The sequence below is a fragment of the Paenibacillus dendritiformis genome (assembly GCF_945605565.1).
Classification (GTDB): Bacteria; Bacillota; Bacilli; order Paenibacillales; family Paenibacillaceae; genus Paenibacillus_B; species Paenibacillus_B dendritiformis_A.
Genome location: NZ_OX216966.1, coordinates 3596136 through 3611746, shown reverse-complemented (window position 1 = coordinate 3611746; position 15611 = coordinate 3596136). Strand labels below are relative to the sequence as shown.

Sequence of the window (15611 nt, the reverse complement as noted above, 5' to 3'; positions counted from 1 at the left end):
CTTCCTATGTCATAAGCTGACGATTCTGTCCGGCAAAAACGTAATCGACGGTTTTCCCGTCAACGGATGGATGGCAATCTCCGTCCGAACCCCGAATACGTCGTACAGCAGATCCGGCCGCATCACTTGCTCGGGGCTTCCGGAAGCCGCCATCCGGCCATCTTGCATCACATAGATGCGATCGCAGTAGCAAGCCGCGATGTTCAAATCATGCAGCGCGGCAAGACAGGTCAGCTTCAGTTCCTTCACCAGATCCATCATCTGCAGCTGATACCGGATATCCAGATGGTTGGTCGGTTCATCCAGAATGAGAACGCGCGCCTGCTGCGCCAGCGCCCTCGCAATCAGCACGCGCTGCTTTTCTCCGCCAGACAAGTCGGAGAAGCTGCTGCCCGCGGCATGCAGCAAGCCGACTCGCGTCAGCGCCTGCTCCACAATCTCGTAATCCTCTATCGAATCCGCTTCGAACATTTTCTTATGCGGACTGCGTCCCATCATCACGATATCCCGGACTGCAAAATCAAACGCGGCAGACGCCTCCTGGCCGACCACCGCCAACTGTCTGGCCAATTCCTTTTGCGGCAACCGGGATACACGTTGTCCGTTCAGCAGGATTTCGCCCGAATCGGGCTCCAGCACGCGATATATATTTTTGAGCAGCGTCGATTTCCCGCTGCCGTTCGGGCCGATCAAGCCGACCATCTCGCCTTCCCGCACATCCAGGCATATCGCTTCAATCAATCGTTTATCCTGAATGCTGAACGACAGGTCTTTCACTTCGACGTTCATTTTCCGCCTCCAAAAGAATATGAGTTCCGCCGCAGCAGCCAGATAAAGAAAGGACCTCCGCATAAAGCGGTGACAATGCCGATTGGCAGTTCCTCTGGCGCCAGCACAAGCCGCGCCAATACATCGGCCCATACGATGAAGATGGCCCCCAGCAATAGGCTGACCGGGAGAACGCGGCGATGATCCGAACCGACCATGAGCCGCACGATATGGGGGATCATCAAGCCGACAAAGCCGATCGCGCCGCTCACAGCCACAATCGTTCCCGTCAACAGGGCGACCACAACGACCAGCCATTTGCGGAAGGCATGGAGATTGACGCCGAGGGTAAGCGCCGCCTCCTCCCCCATCAGCAAGGCGTTCAGCGCCCGGTACTGAACAAGCAAAAAGATCGTACCGGCAATCACGATTAAGGCGGGGAGGGTCAAATACTCCCACTTGGCCCCCGTCAGGCTTCCCATCATCCAATACATCGCCGATCGAATGCCTTCTTCGCGCGGCGCCATCGTTACGATCAAATTGGTGATGGCCGACATCATCATGGACACCGCGATGCCTGACAATAAAAGCCGGCTCGTTGCTATCCTGCCTCCCACGCGAGCTAGAACCATGACGATAGCCATTACAGCAAGCGAACCGAGAAAAGCGGATAAGGAAAGCGCATATTGGCCGAAGAAGCGGAATGCGCCGAACAGAATGACAAGCGTGGCCGCCGCAGACGCCCCCGACGACACGCCTAGTATATAAGGGTCAGCCAAGGAATTGCGCATCAGCGCTTGAATGGCGGCACCGGCAACGGACAGCCCCGCGCCGACGACGACGCCAAGCAGCACGCGCGGAAAACGAATATCCCACACAATGTGCCCCTGTCCCATGTCCCATGTCTCCTCAATCCATCCATTGAAGCCCGGCAGATGGGAAAAGGCGATTTTCCAGACCGTTGCCGGAGCGATCGGAACCGGCCCCAGCATCACCGCGAGCGTTATCGATAGGACGAGCCCCGCCGTCAGCGCCAATAGAATGGCCGTAAAAAAGAAGGAGCGGCGGCGGAAGTCTGCCGGTTCTTTCATCATTTCACAACCTTCATCATCATTATTTATATGTAATTATTACGATTTACAGAGACGTTGGCTCATTTTTTTGCATACATTCCCCACAAAAAGAAGAAGTTGCTCCAATCGCTGCGAAATATTAAAAATTAAGAGCATTCCTCTCCATACTATAACGAACGAACTTCACCATTCAGTGACTTATATCATCGTTTTTTTGATCCGCTTCACTCCCTTCTACACGGTTAAGCACATCGCTCCTGCGCTGAATACCCCTTACTTTGATCTTAATCGTAATTATTACGTTTAATGAAGTTTATCAGCTACCTTTCTATTCGTCAAGACCTCACAGCGCAATCAAGAACGGCAGCTATTGCCCCGCCAAAGTCAGCGTGCACAGCGATTCTGCTTCCGGCTGCGCACGCTTTCTTTTTCGTCGATGAGCTGATCCGTGTTGTAAATCTTCACTCCAAATATTTATTAGCTCCTCAATCCCTTTGGAATAAAGTTACCGGACATCCATTCTCTCTCTGCAATGAGTTGGATCGTTCCCTGCAGCAGCCCTTCACTCTTCAAATGTACGGCATGAGGCGGCTGAATGGCGTCAACCAGATCCGCGCCCGTTGTTCCAGGTCTTACGAGCCGTTAACGTATGCCCCTGATCTCCAAAATGAAAGGAATACCGTCCTGTTTCGGCGCCCGCGTCAAAAATCGTGCTTCCAGGCTTGCTCCAAAAACTTTAGAGTTAATAGAAATTCGGTCCGATGATAATTGTCCCGTATCCGTCTTCCGTCTTCGTCATACCGCTCATAGTAAGCAATGATATCCTGCACGACATTCCTCTCTTTACCAGATTTCATTCCTTTAATTGAATGACTCCCCACATGTTGCCGTTCAAATCTATAAATTTTAGAACCCATCCAAACCCTTCGTCTTGAAAGAACGTGATTACGACGTCTTTCGATTTGAGTTCTTCATGTAATTTATGAATTTGCTTCGTGTTATACAGTAATACGGGCATCGTTTCCCCGTTGAAGGAAAAGTTTGCTTGTGTGTCATCTTTTGTTTCCCACAGCATTAACATGGGTCCCTCAGGCAAAGTTAAGAAGGCATGCCGTCCCTCTGACTTGCCTTGTAAGGAAAAGCCGAGATTCGTAGTGTACCACTGAATCGATTTATCTAAGCTTTTAACGGGAATTTGCACATGTTCTAATTTTTCAAGAATCTTATTTTTCATTCATTGTCACACCTTTCATTTTCCTCACTTCGTGGTTTCATCCAACATCTGCTATCTTTCGATCATTCCTTGTACTGGGTGTAGATATGACGAGAAATTCGATATCTGTGTTCGATGTATTCCATACTTGATGCGGCACTTCTGGCGGCACTTCGATTCCTTCGTGCGGATTGAGTTGATGTTCGGTTCCATTCACTTCGATGGTCATCATTCCGGAGAGTACAAAGAAAAATTGCGCTGCTCTCGTATGTAAATGTCTGACCTCGCTTGTTCCGGGCGGCATCCGTTCATGAATGATGCTTCTAGCTTCTTCATCAACCAATCGCCACCCGTCACAGTTATTGCCCCAGATATAATGTTCTGAATGATTATGCTTGCTTATGGTTCTTATCACCAAATCAGTCCTTTTGCGTCCATTTTCTTTCCATTATAAAGATCCCTGCCATTTTTTGATAGCAGGATCTCGATTGACACTCGCTATTTTATTGAGACAACTTTATCTCATCACAGGATGATTCTGTACATCCATCGGCTCGGCGAAGCGGACATCCTTCAGGATGCGGTGGTGTCTTGCCCGCTGCTCTGCGCGCGCTGGCGAGACGGAGGCTTCCATCGCCTGGATGATGTCATGGTTAGGATCGAGCAGGGTTACGGTCAGCGTCCCGTCGGCCTGCGTTATCCTTAGCTCCGAATCAGGGCGTATCTCTATCTCCAGCGGCTCAAAAGGCGAAATATCAATCCTTGCTCGCAAGGAGAGGTCCTGGAACTGATAGCGATATACCCTGGCCCCTTCATTGCGGTACTCTGCGGCAATGCGGCCCTTGCCCACGTTGATCGCATAATTCAGATCCGGAATCTCCTCCGGTATTCGCGGAGCGAGGACTAACGTATGCCGAATCAGATCCGGCCGGACTCCCAAAAAGCATTGGTACCATACCCGCAAGTGCTCGGCATTGGACCAGGCTTGCAGATACGCCCCCGTCAGCTTGGCCCAGCTCTCGCCTTCATGCGGGTAGGCATCCATATTTTCGCACAGTCCGCCAACGACCCCCTTGGTCAGCGCCATCCCGTTCATGTTCTTGAACAATCGATAGGCTGTCTCTTCCTCTCCCGCCTCAATCATGCGCTGTATCGCGATGCCGTTCAGCCAGAGCCATACGGCGCCGTTGTGATAAGCGGCATCCTTATGATAATAAGGTGTCAAGTGGAACGGATGGAACAACGGATGGCGCCGGTCCAGAGAAGCGACTCCCCAAGGATATACAAGCTCTTCCCAAGCCGTTCGGATGGCCTGACAAGCGAACTCCTGATCATCGAACATGTCAAAAGCAAAGAGCTGATTCGGACGCAGGGAGAACTCCGGGTTGCCTTCCTTATCCAGCCGGTCGGCCAAATAAGAATGCTCGGCATCGCGGTAATCCTTCTCAAAATTCTTTTTCAACTGATCTGCTATCTGCTTCCACTGTTCAGCATGCTCGTCATCCTTCATATACTCGGCGAAGTACACACCGGCCAGCAGTTGGTTGTACCATAGCGCCTGAATGTCATTGGCCCGCGTATCCCTTGGCGAATAGGATTGCAGTTGACTGTCCCGGGCATCCATCCACGTTTCATTGTCGGCATGCATGAGGTAGCCCTTCTCGTCCATCCAGTGGTCAATGGATCCTTGAATGCTGCGAATAACGGCTGGATACAGCTCTTTAATAATTTCCGTATCGCCGGAATATTTGACATAATCCTGCAGTTGGATAACAAATCGCGGCGTGCCGTCCGTTGTATGATAATCAATATTTTCAGGGGCAAGGATATTCGGCATTCTGCCGTAAAATTTGGAATCCTGATCCGTATTCTGAAATTCGGCAAAAGAAAGCAGAATGTTGCGTGCCGTGTCGAATTGTCCGCTAACCAAGACAGCCCCCGGAAGCGAAATGAACTGGTCCCGCCCCCAATATTCATTGAACCAAGGAAGCCCGGCGTAGATCCCGTCTCCTTGCTGTCTCGTGACGAGCTGATCCATCGTGATGCTTAGCCAGCGCAGAGCCAGCTCCAGTGTATCATCTGTGGTTTTCAGATAGGTATTCTCGAGAAGCAGACGTTCCATGCGCTTGACACGGTCCATCTTGAGGCGATCGACCTGCCCCCTCGTATCCTGCAGCAGAGCGACGGCTTCCTCTGCCGTTCTGCCGGCAGCGATGCAGAAGCCTTCCTCCTTCGCATCCGCAGAGATGATGTGTCCTTCCAGCGTTAACGGCTGCAGCCGCCTGGAGCCTACCGCGATCACCCAGCCTTCTGCGACAGCCGCAAAGATCAGGATATGACCCTCTTGACCTATCGGCTTCACGTTCTCTCCTCTAAGCTCCATGCCGATGGTCGGCTGCTGCGAGCCGGCAAGGCGGATTTCCAGCACATTTCGATAATCCAGCATCCACAGCTCCTCTGTGAGAGAACCATGCTCGCGCACCATTTTATAAGGATAGACGCACACTTGGGAATGCTGATTATCCAGCCTGCGGCCGCCTTCATATAAATGATAGCCCTGAAATATCCGGCGTTTCGCAATATTCCATCCTTCAAAATAAGCATGCTCCGGATGATTCGTATGGTGAGACTGCGTAAAGTAAAACGCGGACTCCTTATTGGTAAAGGAAATCGCGCGGTTCGCTTCCTTCGATACGAATATTTTCATGTCATCTAACATTGATGCTGCACCTGCATTCGTCATTGCTAACCTCCTGAACGCCATGTGTTCGGCCGCCGATATGCGAAACCTCGCCGCGCTGTGGAATCATTGCGGCGAGGCAGCATACTTGATATATCGTCCGGCTTCTTTTCACCCTATTGTATTTTGCTTCGAATAACCTAATGACTTATTCCTTGACGGAACCGACCACGATTCCGGACACGAAGTACTTCTGTAAGAACGGATAAATCAAAAGCAACGGCAGCGTAGACACAACGATTTTGGCGGAATTCAGCGTCCGGTCCGAGATCTTTGCATATTCGGCCAATTTCGCCGGGTCCGTGATATTCTGCACTTCCACGCTGAGCTGCTGAATATAGGTCTGCAGCGGATAGTTCGAAGTCTTGTTGATATACACCAATGCGCTGAAATAATCATTCCAGTGGCCGACGATCGTAAACAGCATGACCGTCGCCAGCGTAGGCAAGACGACCGGCAGATAGACCGAGAACAAGATTCTCCACTGCGAGGCTCCATCGATCTTGGCCGCTTCCTCCAGCGACTTCGGAACCGCGCGGAACGCATTCATGAGCAGGATGACATTGCCGATAGGCACCGCCCCCGGCAAAATCAACGCCCAAATGGAATCCAGCAGACCAAGCTGCTTGACGACCATGAACGTCGGAATGAGTCCCCCGGAGAACAGCATCGCGAAAATAACGATATTCATATACACTTTCTGTCCCCGGAATTGCTTCGAGCTTTTGGATAACGGATAGGCCATCAGGATCATCAGCGCCATATTTACGCCTAGCCCCAATACGACCCTTTCGACCGAGATCATGAACGAACGCCAAAATTGCGAGTCTGACAGCAGCTTTTCATAGGAGCTCCATGTAAAATTCACCGGGAACAGGCCCACTAAATTAGCGGAAGCGGCTGCATTATCACTCAGTGAAATAGCTACCATATTGAGTAACGGAAACAGACAAGACAACGTAAGCGCCAATAACAATATCCAGATAATCACGTCGGCGACGCGGCTTTTCATCGTCTGAGCTATCATGGAAGACACCCCCCTAGAAAATGCGATAATCTGTCAGCTTCTGTGTCAATTTATTCGCAGACAAGATCAAGATAATGCCGACAATGGAACGCAACAGACCGACTGCGGTTCCGAGACTATATTGTCTTTCGACCAGACCTACCCGGTATACATAGGTGTCAATGATGTCGGCGGTCTCGTATACCAATGGATTATAGAGATTAAAAATCTGGTCGAAGCCGGCATTCAACACATTCGGCAGGTTCAACGTCGTGACCAGCAGAATCGTAGGCATCAGGCCGGGCAGCGTGACATACCACAGCTTCTGGAAGCGGTTCGCCCCGTCAATCGATGCCGCTTCGTATTGTCCCGGATCAATCGAGGTCAGCGAGGCCAGATAGATGATCGAGCCATATCCGAACCCTTTCCACACGTCGGACAACACCAGCATCGGTCTGAACCATTCATTGCTCGCCATAAATAAAATCGGGTCCACGCCAAACCAACCTAAAAATGCATTGATCGGACCTTCATAGGAAAAGATGTTCATCACGACCGTAGCGAGTACGGCCCATGACAAGAAATTCGGCAAATACACAACCGTCTGCATGAACCGCTTGGCAATTTTCAGTCGAATCTCATTCAGGAGCAAAGCAAACGTAATCGAAACGAAGGTCCCCACAATAATCTTCCATACCGCGATGACGATCGTGTTGATAAAAATCTGCTTGCTGTCCGGAATTTGCAGCATGAATTTAAAATTATCCAACCCTACCCATCGCGAACCGCTGATCCCTTTGGCAGGAACATAATCTTGAAAAGCCATCACAATCCCGAACATCGGGATGAACGAGAAAATAATCAGGAAGATCATGCCTGCGGCCATCATCGAGTGGAACGCGATCTGATCGTTTTTATTCTTCATGAAGAACGCTCTCTTTCACTTCAATTGGAGGCAATCGCTTCGTTCACTTCGTCCGTAATGATATCGCCGCCGGTTTTCTTCCAATTCTCAACAAATTTATCGAAGTCATCCGGCGTCTGCTCGCCTGTAATGATCTTCAGATACATTTCAAGCTCCATTTTCATTAAGGTTGGCCATTTCAAAGACATGGACCGTGTGCTGCCGAAGAAGATCGGATTGACTTCTTTGATGTTGGAGTTGTTGACCAGCTTCGCTGTCGTAATGCTCGATGTATATCCAGCCCATGCATTGGCATCGACTTGATTTCCGTTTTTTGAATCATCCAAGTATTTTTTGTAGGACTTATAAGCCGCAATATCCAGATTGCTCGTTAATTTGCTGGCATCGCCTGTCTCCAACGCCTCTTCCATAATGCCGACATTGCGGTAGAAAGCATCATAATAGTCAATGTTAACGGCGAGCGGAGATCCGCCTACATTATGTGCGCTGTAATCCTCGAATTCCTTGAGCACGGCTTCGTCCTTCTCCTGGTAACGCTGATAATCGAACTGAACGCTCGCAATCTTAATGGCGGCTTCCGGATGGCTGAACCCTTTGCGGACCACCAGATAACTGCTGGTCGGCTTGCCGGTGAACATCGTGACCGAACCGTCTTCCGATTGCGGAGCAACATAAGACACCCACTCGGCATCCGGATTGAGCTTGAGCGAGTCAGCCACGGTCCAGCTTCCCCACCAGTTGTCCAGGAACGATCCGCTTTTGCCGCTTGTCAGCAGCGCCTTGCGGTCATCCGAGGTGCGGACGGCGAACTGGCGGTCGATGAGTCCCTTTTTATACATATCCGCAACTTTGGCAAGGGCGGGCTTCATCTCAGGCTGGATGGATCCGTATACGGCCTTGCCCGTGCCATCATCGATCCATTGCTTCGGGAAGGCTCCATATAACGCAAATATGTTATTCACTTCATATTGCCCGCCCGAAATGCCGACAGGCTGTTCATTATCGATGACAAGACCGACCGTATTTCCAGGTCCATTGCCGCCGGGATCTTTTTCTACGAACTGGGTGATGATATGTTCAATATCTTCGATGGTTTTCGGTTCTTGCAGCCCCAATTGGTCCATCCAGTCCTTGCGCAGCCACAGGACGCCCGGACCGTGCGAGATTTCCGTAGTTGGGAGCGCCATCAGCTTGCCGTCGAACTTGGCCGTGTCCAGAACGCGGCCATCATAGGAGTCATAGATTTCCTTGATGCGCTCACTGGCTGTATCTTCATAGGCAGCGGTAAGGTCCTCGATTAGATCGTTCTCGTACAGCTGCTGCAATGTCTCATGATCGGGAACGACCATAATATCCGGAATCTCGCCGCTTACGATCGCCATCGATACTTTTTGCTGATAGTCTGTACCGTCATTGGCCTCGAACGCAATCTCATTTTGGACATTCAGCTTGTTCTTGATATATCTTGTCCAGACATTGTTCGTCGCGTTGTCCTTCTCATACGGCGTGCCTTTCAGTGAAGTGTAATTCCCTGCTACCTGGCCCACCGAATAGGTAACGGTGTCAGGATAAGGCGCAAAAGGCGTCGTCTTGGCTTCCTTCCACGCCGGGTCATTCATATCCACAGCGGATTCCTCTGCAGGCTTGTCCGCTTTTTGACATCCAGCCATGGCAATAACCAATAGCAAGGCTACCGCAAAGAAAAGACCGTGTCTCCGTTTTGTGTTCATGACATAAGCTCCTTTACATTGATGTGAACGATTTCAAAACGCCGGCTTGCTTCAACATGGATATCCAACATGTCTTGTACGTCTCTAATTCTAAGGCGTTTCCTTCACGGCCGTATATATGAATTAATTGTGCTTTACGCGAATTTTTTACGAAGTTTCCTGATGAGCGCTCCTTCTATTTCATTCGTTTTGAAAAGGCTTATAATAAATGATGATAACGCTTGAAAAGAGGATGCACATGCTAACCATTTTAATCGCAGATGATCAACAGGAAGAACGAGAAGGCATCGCTTTTCTGATCGAAGAGCTTCAATTTCCTCTTAACGTGGAGTTTGCAGAAAACGGCAAAAAGGCGCTCGAATTTTTGCGCCGCCAACCTGCCGATATTTTGTTCACCGATGTGAAGATGCCCCTTATGGATGGGCTGCAGCTTACCAGGCAGGCACTGCAGCTCCAACCGCAATTGAAGGTGATCATATTCAGTGGTTTCGCGGAATTTGAATATGCGAAGACGGCCATCTCTCTTGGCGTGTCCGACTACCTTCTCAAGCCAATCCATGTGGATGCCTTTCAAGATACGATGCACAAAGTCATCCAAGACATCACCACGCAAAAGCAAGAAGACGAAGCATCGAAGATGAGAAAAGCCTATGTCAAAAAACATGTTCTGTTCACCCTCGTCAACGGTGTCGGCGCCCCTCCTTCTTTGAAGGGAGCTTCCTTGGATTTGCCAGCGGCTTACCATAGAATGCTGTTGCTGGAATTTGAAAAAAACTTCTTTGAACATGTGGGAGCCGAATTCGAAAGCTATGTCCTGTCCCTGTTGGACACGCCGGCGGATTATATCAATTTGAATGGCTATCAGAGCTTGCTGCTCTTTCCCGAAGCGAAGTGTTCCTCGGGCTTGTCTTATCATTATATGGCACAGCGTATACATGAGAGCATTCTCACGAAGTTCAATTCCATCTGTTATGTCGCCTTGAACGAGCGACCGACGGCGATTAAAGATCTGGCTAGTGGGCTTAACCAATTAGAGCAGCTGATGGAATACCGCTTCTTCTCGCCGGACCGTTTTATTTTTGAAGAAATGGATGAGACCCTCAATGATTCCGAAGACACGGATCAATGTGACAGCGCTATCTTGGATAAGATTCGGGGGAATATTAAGAACCGGGATATATTCGGCCTGAAGGCCAACACCGAAATCCTTTATCAAAAATATGCAAAGCAGGTTCAATTTTCGCAGCTGTATGTGAAATATATGTTTTCGAGTCTCTGCCAAGAAATCGTCACCCATCTTATGGCGGATGTGTCCGAACTGGACCTGAATCACGCAATTGAGAAAATATATAGAGCCGAGGATATCCGGGATATCAAAAACATCATCAATGAGTACGTTTTGCGGCTGGAGGAGAAATATACGGATTCCGAAGCGTCTTGCAACCGGGATATTGCCTGCATCACCAAGTATATCGAAGAACACTATGCTGACGATCTGAGTCTGGATTCTCTCGCTGCCCAAGTCTACTTATCGCCCCATTACCTGAGTTCGATGTTCAAGAAGACGATGGGCTGCGGCTTGAACAAATACATCAAAAACGTGCGCATGCAGAAGGCGCAGGAATTGTTAACGAGCACTCATCTCAAAGTGTCCGATATATCGAGCGCCGTGGGATATCGGGACGTGTCGTATTTTTGCCAGAACTATAGAGACTTTTATGGGCGCACTCCCGAAAAATACCGGCAATTCGTGGCCGCAGGAGAAAGAGCATGAGTGGATGGCAAGCGCATAAGCAATTCATTCGCGACCTCAAATTTCAAACCAAAATCAAGCTTGCCTTTCTTCTAATCAGCTTGATTCCCGTAATTGTGTTGGGCGGCTTTTGTTTTTTTGAGACCAGGCAGCTTTTGTTGGCGCAGTCTGAAGCGGATCTGAAGGCGAATCTGGAGCAAAGTGTGCAAGCGGTGAACAATCAGTTGAATACATACAATAAAATCATCACCTTTTTGAGCTTCAATCAAGCGATCATCAATGCGGCCAATCATACGTATGACAGTGCTTATTCGATGTATGATCAGCTCACAAACGTCATTGACCAAAATTTTTATACCGCCCAATATTTGAATCCGGATATCAAGCGAATCACGCTGTATACAGGAACGAACCTGCCGAAGCATGGGAGTACCGTCATCCCTATCGAGGAGATAACCCATGCGGATTGGTATCCGCAAGTCATGACAACGACGGAAAACCTTTGGTTTTTTGATGGAAATACGATGTTCAGCGTCGGGCGTATTTTTAACACGAAACTAAGAAATCCGAAAGATAATATCTTGTATACCGAAGTAGACTATGCTTCCCTGTTCCAATCCTTCGAGTCTTTGCAGGCCAATGGAGCCGAGATTCTTGTCACGGATGCTAACGGACATGCAGTCTATTCATCGGAAAAACTAACGGGAAAATCCGAGATTCCCATGCAAGCAGGTCACGAGCTGCGCTGGAATGAACAGGACTACACCGTATTGCAGTCCATGATCCCGCTCTCGGAGTGGAATGTGTTTTTATATAAGCCGACGAATTTGATCACGGCCTCTGCCTGGCTCATTATTTTGACCATCGTGCTGATCATGATCGCCTGCATCATTGCGGTCGCTGTGACCGGCACTTTTTTTGCCAGAAGAATGATGTCCCGCATCGATCATTTGCATCAAAATATGAATCTCGTCGGAAAAGGCGTGCTTGAGGTTACGGTCACAAGCGACTCGAAAGATGAAATCGGAGACTTAATCAGAGGCTTCGGCAATATGGTGGAAGAGACCAAAACGCTGATTAATAAAGTGTATGTGGAGGAAATCGCGCGCAAAGAATATGAAATGAAGGCGCTCCAGGCGCAGATCAATCCCCATTTTCTGTACAACTCCCTCTCTATGATCAATTGGAGGGCGATTCGGCTTCGGGCCCCGGAGATTAGCGAGATGGCTCAGCTGCTGTCCACCTTTTATCGAACCACCCTGAATAAGGGCGACAATATGATTCGAGTCTCGGACGAGATTCTCAATGTACAATCCTACCTGCGTATTCAGCTTATCATGCACAGCAACAGCTTCGAAGTGGAATATCAGATCCAGGATGAGATTCTATCCTGTCGCATGCCTAACTTAATGCTGCAGCCTCTGATTGAAAATGCCATTCTTCACGGCATTGAGAACAGAGAAGAGGGAGGCGGGAAAATTGGCGTGTCGGGAGGACGGGAACAGGACTGCATCGTGTTCGAAGTCCAGGACAATGGAGTAGGCATCCCGCCGGAGCGGCTTCCTCTGCTGCTGCAAACGCAGTCCAAAGGCTATGGCCTCAAAAACGTAAACGACCGCGCGAAGCTCATGTACGGTTCAGAGTATGGCTTAACGATAGACAGCACCGTCCAGGTTGGAACTAAAGTAACGCTGAGAATTCCCATGGATTGGTAGTTAATCCTCGGGGTTTCCGGCAGACGCCTCCGGGGTTTGCTCATTTGCAGGCCAAATTGCACGCTAGTGATGTTCACTTCTTTTACCAATTGTGATATCATACGATTAAAGGAGCCGAGTGCGGCAAACACTCGGCTAACAATTGGCTTGGATGGGTCTATCCCTTCTAGTCACCAAGGAATAAGAACCCACCTGGGCGCTAACCTGAGGGTGGGTTCTTACTTTTTCTTGTAGTTATCCGAAATGTATGTTAGTAGTGCAAGCACAAAGGTGCCGAAAAGAATCATGATTGTAGTTGTTGCCGCTTATTAATATAATCATTACACAGAGTCTCCATTTCCAATTTAGTGAAGGCATCGACAATTCGAAAAAAACCTTCTAAACTTCGCCATGAAAATAGTAGGGCGACATTTTATGGCTGCGATCAGGCGAAATTTTTAATTCATCTGTCAGATAAGGCATGAACTCATTTGCCGTGTTGATGTCTATCCATTTTACTTCTAGTATCTCTTCATCGGGATCCGATACTTGCATTTCTCCAGCTATAATTTTTGCTAGAAATGTGAAGATTAAAGCATGATCACCTCTCTCCGAAAAGAGAGCTTCTCTCACCGAATAAAGCCCGCCTACCTCAACTTCAAATCCGGCTTCCTCTTTTGTCTCACGTATTACGGCCGCTTCTAGCGTTTCCCCTACTTCAACTGCTCTGCCTGGAAGGCTCCAATAGTAGGAGTCGCCTTTTTTATTTTTTACCATCAGCATTTTCTCGCTGGCTTGATCAAATATTAATGCGCACGCAACATCAACTCTTTTATACATCATTCGTGCCTCCCCCTATATGTAACCAAATAGAAGGCTTCTTTTTTACAAAATGCTTTTCAATAAACTCCAGAACTTCATCATTTCCGGGTAAAGCGATTTCTTTTGCTTCTTGAAATGACAGCCATTGATATGCTGTATGTTCCTGATTCAATACTACATCTTGTTCTCCTTCAACAAACCCAACAAAAACCGGGGCAATGTAAATATAATTTCCTCTTTTCGAGTAAAATTGATCAAATTGATTGGAGCTATATAAACTAATTTTTGTTATCCCTGTTTCCTCTTGAATTTCCCTTAGAGCTGCTTCCCATGCTTCCTCTCCTGCTTCAATACTCCCCCCAATATAACACCAGGCATCCTTCAAGGGCGGAGCGGCACGCTTCATTAAAAGCACTTTGCATTCATCATTGCATTTTTTCAGTAAGACCGCTGCAATACCAGTACATTTGATAGGTACTTCTTGATGGTCCTTTTTCATTCGTCCGCCACCTCTTCCCCTCAGTATAACTTGAATTCATAATATTGGAAATGAATAAAAAAAGAAGACACTCCATTCCCCTATAAGGAACATGGAAGTGTCCTCAAATTGCTGCACCCTACAGCGACCGCAGCGTCTCAGGCCTGTTCCGTCTTTTTCGCTTTGTTTCCGATTTTGAGTACCGTAATGAGCAATAGACTTATAATCATCAAAATAACCATCAGCGCCAGCATAAAGTTATGGAACGCATCGACGGCGAGCCCGAAGAATAGAGGACCCAACGATCCGAACATAAATCCCCAACATTGCATCATCGCCGACCAGGATGTGGCTTCTTCCATACTGTCAGTCTCTTCGATTGGAAGAAGCAATGCTAATGGAAATAATCCGCCCGCTCCGATTCCTAACAGAATAGCTGCAATCCATGGCGAGGAGTTAGCAAGCAGCAATACAATTCCGATGAGTTCGGATAGACCGCAAACCAAGAGCCACGTCCGTCTGTTCCCTGTTCGGCTGGCCAACACGGGGATGAAAAAGCTAACCGGAACCTGAATCACGGTAAAGAGCATCAGAACCATTCCGGATTGCGAAGAGGTCAGACCGGTTGCTGCAGCAAGAGGTGCCAACCACGCCGTTACCGAATAGAAAACCGCCGCCATGCAGCCAAAAAACAAAATGAACCAATAGAGCCGCTTATTCGTTGGCCGCCTGGAAGAAATCGTCGCCGTAACCGCCGCCGCCGATCTTGTCTTCCTTTTGGTTACGAGGGGGAGCAGCAATACAGCGGCGATCAGCGCGGTACTGCTCCACACGCCTAATGCATACTGCCAAGAATGATTCAGGCGGTCGTACAGCGGGATTGCGAAGCTGGAAGCAAGCGCCGCTCCGATAACCATGGAGACCGAATACAATCCGGTTACACCTAGCTTGTCAGGAAAATGCTTCTTAATAAATCCTGACATAAGCGGCCCCGCAATCCCGATTCCGATACCGGAGAATAAGGCAGTAGCGAGCAGAAGAACACTGTTGCTCGCGAACATGCGCGCCAACGTAGCCGCGAAGATCAACAGCATCGCGATCATGAGCGACAGCTCATTGCCCAGACGGTTGCTTAACCGAATCGATAAAAGAGCGAACAGCCCCATGCAAAATACGGGCAGCGTTGTTAGTAAGCTGGCCATCATTCCATTCATTCCGAGCTCCGTCTGTATCACATCGAGCAGCGGCCCAACAGAAGTTATGGATGGCCGTAAATTAATGGAGATAAAAAAGATGACTGCGACAAGATAAATAAACGGCATCGAATCCCTTCTTTCCTTCACATTGAAGATGGATTCAGTATAGTCTTGCCTTTTACATAGTTCAATACTATTATTTCTATGTATACA

General features: G+C 48.7%; 15 protein-coding genes. 2 read left to right on the top strand and 13 right to left on the bottom strand.

Features of this window, described 5'->3' with window-relative positions; genetic code table 11:
- Positions 1–9: 9 nt before the first annotated feature.
- The 9 genes from NNL35_RS15930 to NNL35_RS15890 form a co-directional block, all read right to left on the bottom strand.
- Entirely contained in the window at positions 10–789 is a 780-nt protein-coding gene (locus tag NNL35_RS15930; RefSeq protein WP_006674598.1) for an ABC transporter ATP-binding protein, read from the bottom strand.
- Positions 786–1862 (bottom strand): FecCD family ABC transporter permease, encoded by a 1077-nt coding sequence (locus NNL35_RS15925; protein WP_006674599.1) that lies wholly within the window; start codon positions 1860–1862, stop codon positions 786–788. The genes NNL35_RS15930 and NNL35_RS15925 overlap by 4 nt, the downstream gene beginning before the upstream one ends.
- 680 nt (positions 1863–2542) lie before the next feature.
- On the bottom strand, positions 2543–2698 hold the full coding sequence (locus tag NNL35_RS15920; RefSeq protein ID WP_254553593.1) for a hypothetical protein: 156 nt from the start codon (positions 2696–2698) through the stop codon (positions 2543–2545).
- Positions 2695–3075, bottom strand: a complete 381-nt coding sequence (locus NNL35_RS15915; protein ID WP_006674600.1) for a VOC family protein — start codon at positions 3073–3075, stop codon at positions 2695–2697. Before NNL35_RS15915 ends, NNL35_RS15920 begins: the two co-directional genes overlap by 4 nt.
- A 37-nt stretch (positions 3076–3112) precedes the next feature.
- A complete protein-coding gene (locus tag NNL35_RS15910; RefSeq protein ID WP_006674601.1) occupies positions 3113–3469 on the bottom strand; it encodes a cupin domain-containing protein in 357 nt (118 codons plus the stop codon).
- Between the two features lie 102 nt (positions 3470–3571).
- Positions 3572–5761 (bottom strand): amylo-alpha-1,6-glucosidase, encoded by a 2190-nt coding sequence (locus NNL35_RS15905; protein WP_254553592.1) that lies wholly within the window; start codon positions 5759–5761, stop codon positions 3572–3574.
- A 181-nt stretch (positions 5762–5942) separates the two neighbouring features.
- On the bottom strand, positions 5943–6821 hold the full coding sequence (locus NNL35_RS15900; RefSeq protein WP_006674603.1) for a carbohydrate ABC transporter permease: 879 nt from the start codon (positions 6819–6821) through the stop codon (positions 5943–5945).
- Between the two features lie 13 nt (positions 6822–6834).
- Positions 6835–7725: an ABC transporter permease gene (locus tag NNL35_RS15895; protein WP_006674604.1), complete on the bottom strand. Its 891-nt coding sequence runs from the start codon at positions 7723–7725 to the stop codon at positions 6835–6837.
- 20 nt (positions 7726–7745) lie between these two features.
- Complete coding sequence (locus NNL35_RS15890) at positions 7746–9455, bottom strand: extracellular solute-binding protein (RefSeq protein WP_006674605.1); 1710 nt, start codon at positions 9453–9455, stop codon at positions 7746–7748.
- 238 nt (positions 9456–9693) lie between these two features.
- Between NNL35_RS15890 and NNL35_RS15885 the strand changes: the two genes are divergently transcribed.
- Together NNL35_RS15885 and NNL35_RS15880 are read left to right on the top strand one after the other, a co-directional pair.
- Positions 9694–11229 carry a response regulator gene (locus NNL35_RS15885; protein WP_006674606.1) on the top strand — a complete coding sequence of 512 codons (1536 nt, stop codon included), beginning with the start codon at positions 9694–9696 and terminating at the stop codon, positions 11227–11229.
- Positions 11226–12923 (top strand): sensor histidine kinase, encoded by a 1698-nt coding sequence (locus NNL35_RS15880; protein WP_006674607.1) that lies wholly within the window; start codon positions 11226–11228, stop codon positions 12921–12923. The genes NNL35_RS15885 and NNL35_RS15880 overlap by 4 nt, the downstream gene beginning before the upstream one ends.
- 218 nt (positions 12924–13141) lie before the next feature.
- Here the strand turns inward: NNL35_RS15880 and NNL35_RS15875 are convergent, their stop codons facing one another.
- The 4 genes from NNL35_RS15875 to NNL35_RS15860 form a co-directional block, all read right to left on the bottom strand.
- Positions 13142–13210, bottom strand: coding sequence for a putative holin-like toxin (locus NNL35_RS15875; protein WP_238535245.1), 69 nt, complete (start codon positions 13208–13210; stop codon positions 13142–13144).
- Between the two features lie 91 nt (positions 13211–13301).
- Complete coding sequence (locus tag NNL35_RS15870) at positions 13302–13745, bottom strand: NUDIX domain-containing protein (protein ID WP_238535240.1); 444 nt, start codon at positions 13743–13745, stop codon at positions 13302–13304.
- Entirely contained in the window at positions 13735–14223 is a 489-nt protein-coding gene (locus tag NNL35_RS15865; RefSeq protein ID WP_006674609.1) for an NUDIX domain-containing protein, read from the bottom strand. The genes NNL35_RS15870 and NNL35_RS15865 overlap by 11 nt, the downstream gene beginning before the upstream one ends.
- 137 nt (positions 14224–14360) lie before the next feature.
- Positions 14361–15524 carry an MFS transporter gene (locus NNL35_RS15860; RefSeq protein WP_006674610.1) on the bottom strand — a complete coding sequence of 388 codons (1164 nt, stop codon included), beginning with the start codon at positions 15522–15524 and terminating at the stop codon, positions 14361–14363.
- Between the last annotated feature and the right edge of the window lie 87 nt (positions 15525–15611).